Source organism: Mixta sp. (assembly GCF_024610815.1).
GTDB classification, from domain to species: Bacteria; Pseudomonadota; Gammaproteobacteria; order Enterobacterales; family Enterobacteriaceae; genus Mixta; species Mixta calida.
In genome coordinates this window covers 1-7,007 of record NZ_JANION010000143.1, presented here as the reverse complement: position 1 = coordinate 7,007, position 7,007 = coordinate 1, and the positions used below count along the sequence as shown (strand labels likewise).

Here is a 7,007-nt window from a genome sequence, read left to right as displayed (position 1 = left end):
TGACTGGTTTAGTAAAATGGTTCAACGCTGAAAAAGGCTTCGGTTTTATCTCTCCTGAAGACGGCAGCAAAGATGTATTCGTACATTTCTCTGCTATCCAGAGCAACGATTTCAAAACCCTTGATGAAGGTCAGAAAGTGCAGTTCTCTGTTGAGAACGGCGCGAAAGGCCCTTCAGCAACTAACGTTGTTGCGCTGTAAGACGCCTTCGCCTTAATCCCCTTCCGATAGCGATGACGGTAATACCTGAGCAGTGAAGGTGAAGCGTTAAGGCAATGACGACAGCGTGACCTCAAATACGGCGGATAATGCATTTGCCGGTTTGAAAGAAAAAGCCCACTTCGGTGGGCTTTTTTTATGCCTGCAAAAGAGTGAGTTTCGTCAACTGTGACATCAGCGGCAAGAGAAACATTTGTCCATCGGACAGGTGCGGCGACAGCCTATACTCATAAAGCCCCTGTCGGGCTACTGGAGGTTATGATGTCAGAGCGTCCTGATGCAGTCGATCCGCTGGAAGATGATGAGCCGGTACCGCAAACGCCTGATGAGATCGCAGACGATGACGGTGTCGATCCGCTGGAAGATGAGGATGAAGACGACCCGGACCCAAGCCAGGTCATCTAACCAATAAAAAACCGCCCCGAAGGGCGGTTTTTTATTGGGCTGAGGCTTATTCCGCCACCAGCCACATATCCGCTTCGTCAAACATCTCTTCAACGATGCGGATAATAATCGATTTATCGCTTTTGCTGGCATCGCTTTCGATAGCGTTACGCTGCATCGCTTTGGCTTTCACCTCGGCATCCGGGAAAGTGCGATGAATACGTTTTTGCAGCTCTTCCAGAATAAGTTCGTGCGCGCCAGGCAAGCCGGCAACATTGCGCTTGTCATAAATGAGTTCAACAAACATGGGTAGCAATCCTCTTGATTCCGCACCGCGTGAAGCGCCAGCTATCATACTGGATAAGTAAACAGTATCAAATGCATTTTTCACGCCTTACGATAAGAAAATCACGCTTTCTCCTCTTTCCGTATTGTCCTATACAGACAGAAGCTTTCTGATGTTAGTGTCGGCTACAGAAACAGAGGGAGAAGAACGATGAAAAATCTCGTTATCGATATTTTAATGAAATTGGCAAAAATGGATGTGGAAGCCAAGGAGATCACCGCGCAGGTTGAGGCGCAGTCGCTGTTGATTGCAGCGCTGCTGCTGACGGCGGGAAAAGAGGGCTCAGACGACATTGAAACCAATATCAATAATGCCATTGTCGCCGCCACCCACGCCTCGTCAGATGTGGTGCAGTCGGATGTCGATCTGCTGCTGACCCATATCAACCGGTTGCTGGCGGTAACGCGTTACGTTGATGAAGCCTCTGCGCCGACGCAGCAGAAAATGTAATACGGTAGTCAGGTTCTGTCCGCCACTCGACGCGGAGACAGGCCGCGTTGAGCGGCCTGCCGCTACCGTGTGAAGCGTTTAACGGACTACAGTTGGTTTTTCTCGCAAAATGCTTCCCACGTCATGCCCAGCGCGGCGGCATGCTCTTTGAGATAGCATTCGATCGCCTGCATCGCTATTTCTTTATCCGGCTCCGCCAGCTGGATGGAAAACAGAATCGCATCCTGGTTTCTGGCACGAAGAAACGAGGCGTAAAGTCTGTCCGCCTGCATGCTGCGGTACTGCGGCAGCGACATATTCATTGCGTCCGCGTCTTCCTGTTTCAAATCATCCAGCGCCGCCTGAAAATCAGGATGGGCGGATAAAAACATCGAGCGGGCGATCGCGTAATATTCCTGGGGCGTTTTCATGAAAGTGACCTGTGAATCAAAATGGCTTTAAGTGTAACCTGACACGGCCCGACTGTCAGGAAAGGGCCGCTTGATTGCAGGAATGTTGTCCAGACGGCGAGAGATCGGAGGATACCGCGTCATGTTCACGCGCTGAGGGGCCTAAGCATCTTGCGCAGCCCAGGGGAAAATTATAACGTAGCCGCCATTGAACGAAGGTTAGGGAGCCAGAATGAAAAAGTGGATGCTGTTGGGCGCGCTGGCGCTGACGGGCTGTGCGCAGATTACTCAATACCAGCAGGCGGTGAAAACGCCGGCGCCGGCCAGCCTACAGGGTTACTGGCAAACTACCGGCCCGCAACGCGGCCTGATCAGCGACCGGGCGTTGGGCAGCCTGATTATTACCGCGCAGGGCGACACGCTGGACTGTCGTCAATGGCAGCGGGTGATTGCCAAGCCGGGCAAGCTGACGCTGCTGGATGGGCAATACGTCAACGTCAATAAACAGCTGCGTGTGATGCCGCTGGAGCTGGATGGCGACGAGCTGCACTACGACAAGCTGACGCTGAAAAAAGTGGATCAGCCTACGCTGGAATGCCAGCAGGCGCTGGAGCAAATGGATGCGCAGCCGGATGCGACGGTTATCCAGAATATCGAGCCGCAAAATATGCGCGCCGTTTTCGCTGAGCAACCGTCGACCCAGACGCAGCAGTAAGTTCACATCATGACGCGCCCTGGCGCGTCATGGCTTTTTCGCTGCTCGCTTTCCTTTGTCCGTCTTCATAGCCGAACTTTTCCTTATCCGGGCTTCGTTATTGCTCCCTTTACCGGTAGCGCTCTGCTTGCCGCCTCCTGCGCCTTATGCTTCCAGCGTATCCGCTTTTACCCAGACGCTGACGCTGCCCGCGTTGCAATAAAACAGCGCGCCGCCGCTCTCATCCAGCGTAACCTCCTCCTGACGATGACCGAGATAGTCATGCCAGGCGCTCCCCGCGAACGCTGCGCCCAGTGTAACCTGTTTTTCGCCATCGTCGCCGTTGGAGAGCACCACCACGCAGCCCGGATGCTCCGCCGTACCGCTGCGGCTGAAGGCGATACAGTTAACGTGATCGAAATAGTCGGTCTGCGCCCCGTGCGCATAGCGCTGTCGTGCGCGGATCAGCGCTTCCAGTTCCGCCACTGCCGGCATCTCAACGGTGTACTGCTCGCCCGTGTCGCCGTCATCCTGATAGCGGGCGCCGAACAGGTCAGGGTAGAACACGGTCGGCACGCCCTGTTCGCGCAGCAGAATCAGCGCGTAGGCCAGCGGTTTGAACCACGGCTCTACCGGCGCCTCCAGCGATTGCAGCGGCTGCGTATCATGGTTAGCTACCAGCGTCACCGCATGAAAAGGATCGCGTTCCGTCAGGGTGGCGTTAAAGATGGTGCGCAGATCGTAATCCGCGCCCCGCGTCGAGGCGTGATGAAAGTTAAGCTGCAGCGGGGCGTCGAACAGCTGCGTTTTATGGTCGACCTGATGCAGATAGCGCAGCAGCTTTTCCACATCGTGCGACCAGTATTCAGCGACGATAAACATCGGCTGCGGCGCCACCTCTTCGATATGCGTGATCCACTGCTTATAGAACCATGCCGGGATATGTTTGACCGCATCCAGGCGAAAGCCGGTGCAGGGCAGTTCATTCATTATCCAGCGCGCCCAGTACTTTAACTCTTCGGCTACCGCGCGATTGCGAAAGTCGATATTGGCGCCCATCAGGTAATCAAAATTGCCCAGCTCATCGTCGACCTGCTCGCTCCAGCCGTCATCGGTATAGTCGTTAATAATCTTGAAAATGCCGTTTTCGTCGGGATTTTCGATATGGTCGACGCCGCTAAAGCACTTATAGTCCCAGATAAAGCGGGAATATTTCCCGGCGCGCGCCGGAAAGGTGAAACGGGTCCAGGCTTCTGCTTCAATCGCTTCGCCGTCGATCTCATCCCGGTTATCGGGATTGACCCGATTAACCCGAATACGCTCTTTTTCGTCGGCGCCCATTTTATGGTTCAACACCACATCCAGCAGTACGCCGAGGTTATGGCTGCGCAAGATCTCTACGGCCTTCAGCAGCTGCTGCTTATCGCCATATTTGGTAGCGCGGGCGCCTTTTTGATCGAATTCGCCCAGGTCGAAGAGGTCGTAGGCGTCATAGCCTGGCGAGCAGGCGCCCGATTCGCCTTTATAGCAGGGCGGAAGCCAGACAGACGTGATGCCGATATCCGCCAGCCAGGCGGCGCGCTCGGCCGCTTCCGGCCACAGCTGGCCGCCGTCCGGGTAGTACCAGTGGAAAAACTGCAGTAGCGTGGGGTTGTGCATTTCCTTGCTCCATTTCTCACCCGTTGAACAGCAAGTATGGATGAGCGGAAGCGTAGCAGGTGGGGAGAGCGGAAATTTTCCGCGTCCCCGCCTTAAAGCAGAAAACTAACTGTCGGAAGGGTAGAGAATATTGCCGGAAAAACGTCCGTAGGCGGAAGAGATATTTTGTTGCTGACTACCCTGATTTACCAGCGTACGCAGCTCGTCCATGCGGTTGGCAAGCAGGCTTTTAATCAGGGTTTCGTTATCCAGCAGCTGCCGCAGCAGCGGCCGGATCTGCGCCTGCGCCGCGGCGGGCAGGGCGGCGGCGTCCACGGCGTGCGAGATGCTCTCCACCGCTTGCAGGTAGCCGACTTCATGGCCGATCAGCGCATCCCACTGGCCCTGTTTCGCCAGCGAGAGCATGGTATTGCTAAGCATCAGCAGCTGCTGATAGCGGCGAAGCACATCAAGGTTATCTGACATGGTCAGGCGTCCTGCGCGGCGTTGGCGTTAGGTCCGATCTCTTTCCAGGCGTCGGCGATATTAGTCAGCAATCTTTCCACCTCTTCAATAGCAGCGAGATCGTTATTCAGGTTGGCCTGTAGCAGACGACGCGTCATATATTCATACAGATCGTCGAGGTTGCCGGCAATTTCGCCGCCGGCCTCATGGTTGAGGCCAGCGCGCAGACCGTTGTTAATGATATTGATCGCTTTAGAGAGCGCCTGGCCTTTGCCGGGAATATCACCCTGTTCCATCAAAATGGTGGCTTTCTTCATCGCGCTCAGCGCGCCGTCAAAGAGTAAAACCACCAGCTGATGCGGGCTGGCGCTCATCACGGCACTTTCCACACCGACCTGCGCGTAGGCCTGAATTCCCGATTTAGCGTACATGTTTAATCCTCGAATTAGCTCATTGCAGCAAACTGCTGCGTCAGGTAGTTCCCGGTTTGCGTCATGGAAGAGACCAGCGAGCTCAGGCTGGTGAACTGTGCCTTATAGCGCGCCATCGTCGCGGAGATCTGGGTATTCACCTGATCGTACTGCGTTGAAAGACGCTTCAGCGTGCTGTTAATGCCGTCTTCGGCTTTCTGCAGAGAGCCGTCGGACGCCAGAATAGACTCCAGCAGATTGCTGGCCTGCGTCGCGAAGCCGGTGGTTTTGCCGTCGCCGGACAGGAAATTCACTACGCTGGTCGATTTCTCATTTAGCGCCTTGTTCAGCTTGTCGCTGTCTACCGTCAGCTTGCCGTTAAGATCCTGGGTTACGCCAATCTGCGACAGCAGCGAGATGTCGCCGCCGCTCTGCGATGACGACAGCACCGAGCGCAGGCGCGTCTGGATATTGCGCAGCGTGCCGTCGCCCAGCAGATCGCCGTTGCTGGTATCCTGAGTGTCACTGCCTTGATCAACCGCAGTATATTTAGTCTGGTTAGCGATGGTGGTTTGCAGTGAGTTATAGGCGTCAACGTAGGTCTGCACCGCATCGATCATCGGCTGGTTATCTTTTTCGACCGTCAGCGTTTCCGGGCTACCAACGTTAGTTTTCGTCAGGTTCAGCGTCACGCCTTCCGGCGCATCGGTAATAGTGTTGCTGCTGCGCGTAATCGCCACGCCGTTGATCGTCAGCTGGGCGTCGGCGGCGGCGACCTGTTCGGTCATACCGTTAGAAGAAGCCGTCTTGTCATAGCCGATGTACTGCGCCAGCGCGCTGTCGTTCGTGGTGACCGTCATTTCATTAGCGATGCCGGTATCGCGCGAGGTCAGCGACAGATAATAGGTGTTGTCATCAGACTTAATAATGCTGGCGGTGACGCTGCCCTGCTGTTTGTTAATCGCATCGCGGATATCCGCCAGGCTGGTCTGATCCTGGGTCAGCGTCACGGTCATTGGCGTGGTCTGCCCGCTCTGCGCAATAGTGATGGTGCGCGAGGCCAGCGAGCTGTCGCCCAGGTCCGTATCTTTGCTGGGGGCGGATTTAGATAGCAGCGACTGCGCTTTAGCCAGATTGCTGACTTCGATTGAATAGTTGCCCGCCGTCGCGTTGTTAGCCAGCGTCGCGCTAAAGGCGGTATTGGTGCTGGTGACTTTCGTCGATGCGATGTCGGAGGTTTTTTTTAGCGCATTGGCCGCAGTCTGCAACTTTGACAGCGACGTCTGCACAACGCCCCACGCGGTGAGCTTCGCTTTATAAGAGGCCTGCTGCGTGGTGATCGGCGTAAGGCGCGTTCTTTCTGACGTCTCCAGGCTGTCATACAACGATTGCAGATCGAGACTGGTACCCGCACCGAGAGAGCTAATCGTGGCCATGTTGTAATCCTTTGTTGGTTGACTATCACTGGGGTGGGTATCGGCAGCGTCCGACAAAAGATTAGCCCTGATGGAAAAAATCAATGGCGAGATAAAAAGCCCTTCTTTATTGCAGTTCCGGCTTTTGCCCTTTTATGATTTTCCAAAAAAAATTTCCTAAAGGTTGGTTTAGGGGTGTCGATAATGAGGTTGACGGTGATAAACCCGCTTTACAGATGCCTGAATCTGAACCAATTTTTTTGAAGGAAATCTATCATGGCAGTTATTAATACTAACACTCTGTCGCTGACTACTCAGAACAACCTGAGCAAATCTCAGTCTTCTCTGGGCTCCGCGATCGAGCGCCTGTCCTCTGGTCTGCGTATCAACAGCGCGAAAGATGACGCAGCAGGTCAGGCAATCGCTAACCGCTTCACCTCCAACATCAACGGCCTGAGCGTGGCGGCACGTAACGCCAACGACGGTATCTCTCTGGCGCAGACCGCTGAAGGCGCGCTGAGCGAAATCAACAACAACCTGCAGCGCGTACGTGACCTGACCGTTCAGGCGCAGAACAGCTCCAACTCTGCTTCTGACA

General features: G+C 54.8%; 11 protein-coding genes. 5 read left to right on the top strand and 6 right to left on the bottom strand.

Annotation, left to right across the window (positions count from 1 at the left end; translation table 11 throughout):
• Together cspE and MYY08_RS10405 are read left to right on the top strand one after the other, a co-directional pair.
• Positions 1-200 (top strand): transcription antiterminator/RNA stability regulator CspE (gene cspE, locus MYY08_RS10410; RefSeq protein ID WP_288014007.1); only part of this gene is annotated, 200 nt, incomplete at its 5' end.
• A 279-nt stretch (positions 201-479) separates the two neighbouring features.
• Positions 480-623, top strand: a complete 144-nt coding sequence (locus tag MYY08_RS10405) for a hypothetical protein (protein WP_167401671.1) — start codon at positions 480-482, stop codon at positions 621-623.
• A 46-nt stretch (positions 624-669) separates the two neighbouring features.
• Here the strand turns inward: MYY08_RS10405 and MYY08_RS10400 are convergent, their stop codons facing one another.
• Positions 670-909 (bottom strand): DinI-like family protein, encoded by a 240-nt coding sequence (locus tag MYY08_RS10400; RefSeq protein ID WP_038625468.1) that lies wholly within the window; start codon positions 907-909, stop codon positions 670-672.
• Between the two features lie 189 nt (positions 910-1,098).
• Here MYY08_RS10400 and iraP point away from each other — a divergent pair, with 189 nt between their 5' ends.
• Positions 1,099-1,398 carry an anti-adapter protein IraP gene (gene iraP, locus MYY08_RS10395; protein WP_038625470.1) on the top strand — a complete coding sequence of 100 codons (300 nt, stop codon included), beginning with the start codon at positions 1,099-1,101 and terminating at the stop codon, positions 1,396-1,398.
• Between the two features lie 86 nt (positions 1,399-1,484).
• Here the strand turns inward: iraP and MYY08_RS10390 are convergent, their stop codons facing one another.
• A complete protein-coding gene (locus MYY08_RS10390) occupies positions 1,485-1,808 on the bottom strand; it encodes a DUF6388 family protein (RefSeq protein ID WP_038625472.1) in 324 nt (107 codons plus the stop codon).
• A 211-nt stretch (positions 1,809-2,019) separates the two neighbouring features.
• Between MYY08_RS10390 and yedD the strand changes: the two genes are divergently transcribed.
• The gene (yedD, locus tag MYY08_RS10385) at positions 2,020-2,502 is read left to right on the top strand and encodes a lipoprotein YedD (RefSeq protein WP_038625473.1); all 483 of its coding nucleotides are present in this window, start codon (positions 2,020-2,022) and stop codon (positions 2,500-2,502) included.
• Between the two features lie 144 nt (positions 2,503-2,646).
• On the opposite strand, the gene amyA is transcribed toward yedD, so the two are convergent.
• From amyA to fliD, 4 genes are all read right to left on the bottom strand, one after another.
• Positions 2,647-4,140, bottom strand: coding sequence for an alpha-amylase (gene amyA, locus MYY08_RS10380; RefSeq protein WP_288014006.1), 1,494 nt, complete (start codon positions 4,138-4,140; stop codon positions 2,647-2,649).
• A 105-nt stretch (positions 4,141-4,245) separates the two neighbouring features.
• A complete protein-coding gene (gene fliT, locus MYY08_RS10375) occupies positions 4,246-4,605 on the bottom strand; it encodes a flagella biosynthesis regulatory protein FliT (RefSeq protein ID WP_288014005.1) in 360 nt (119 codons plus the stop codon).
• 2 nt (positions 4,606-4,607) lie between these two features.
• A complete protein-coding gene (fliS, locus tag MYY08_RS10370) occupies positions 4,608-5,015 on the bottom strand; it encodes a flagellar export chaperone FliS (protein ID WP_038625479.1) in 408 nt (135 codons plus the stop codon).
• Between the two features lie 14 nt (positions 5,016-5,029).
• Positions 5,030-6,430: a flagellar filament capping protein FliD gene (gene fliD, locus MYY08_RS10365; RefSeq protein WP_288014004.1), complete on the bottom strand. Its 1,401-nt coding sequence runs from the start codon at positions 6,428-6,430 to the stop codon at positions 5,030-5,032.
• Positions 6,431-6,685: 255 nt separating this feature from the next.
• Between fliD and MYY08_RS10360 the strand changes: the two genes are divergently transcribed.
• On the top strand, positions 6,686-7,007 hold a 322-nt coding region (locus tag MYY08_RS10360; protein ID WP_502888461.1), incomplete at its 3' end, for a flagellin N-terminal helical domain-containing protein.

Bases quoted from the DNA above. Each gene is read 5' to 3' on its own strand.
- MYY08_RS10400 (WP_038625468.1), bottom strand. From the start codon at position 909: ATGTTTGTTGAACTCATTTATGACAAGCGCAATGTTGCCGGCTTGCCT.
- yedD (WP_038625473.1), top strand. From the start codon at position 2,020: ATGAAAAAGTGGATGCTGTTGGGCGCGCTGGCGCTGACGGGCTGTGCG.
- MYY08_RS10405 (WP_167401671.1), top strand. From the start codon at position 480: ATGTCAGAGCGTCCTGATGCAGTCGATCCGCTGGAAGATGATGAGCCG.
- fliS (WP_038625479.1), bottom strand. From the start codon at position 5,015: ATGTACGCTAAATCGGGAATTCAGGCCTACGCGCAGGTCGGTGTGGAA.
- amyA (WP_288014006.1), bottom strand. From the start codon at position 4,140: ATGCACAACCCCACGCTACTGCAGTTTTTCCACTGGTACTACCCGGAC.
- fliD (WP_288014004.1), bottom strand. From the start codon at position 6,430: ATGGCCACGATTAGCTCTCTCGGTGCGGGTACCAGTCTCGATCTGCAA.
- iraP (WP_038625470.1), top strand. From the start codon at position 1,099: ATGAAAAATCTCGTTATCGATATTTTAATGAAATTGGCAAAAATGGAT.
- fliT (WP_288014005.1), bottom strand. From the start codon at position 4,605: ATGTCAGATAACCTTGATGTGCTTCGCCGCTATCAGCAGCTGCTGATG.
- MYY08_RS10390 (WP_038625472.1), bottom strand. From the start codon at position 1,808: ATGAAAACGCCCCAGGAATATTACGCGATCGCCCGCTCGATGTTTTTA.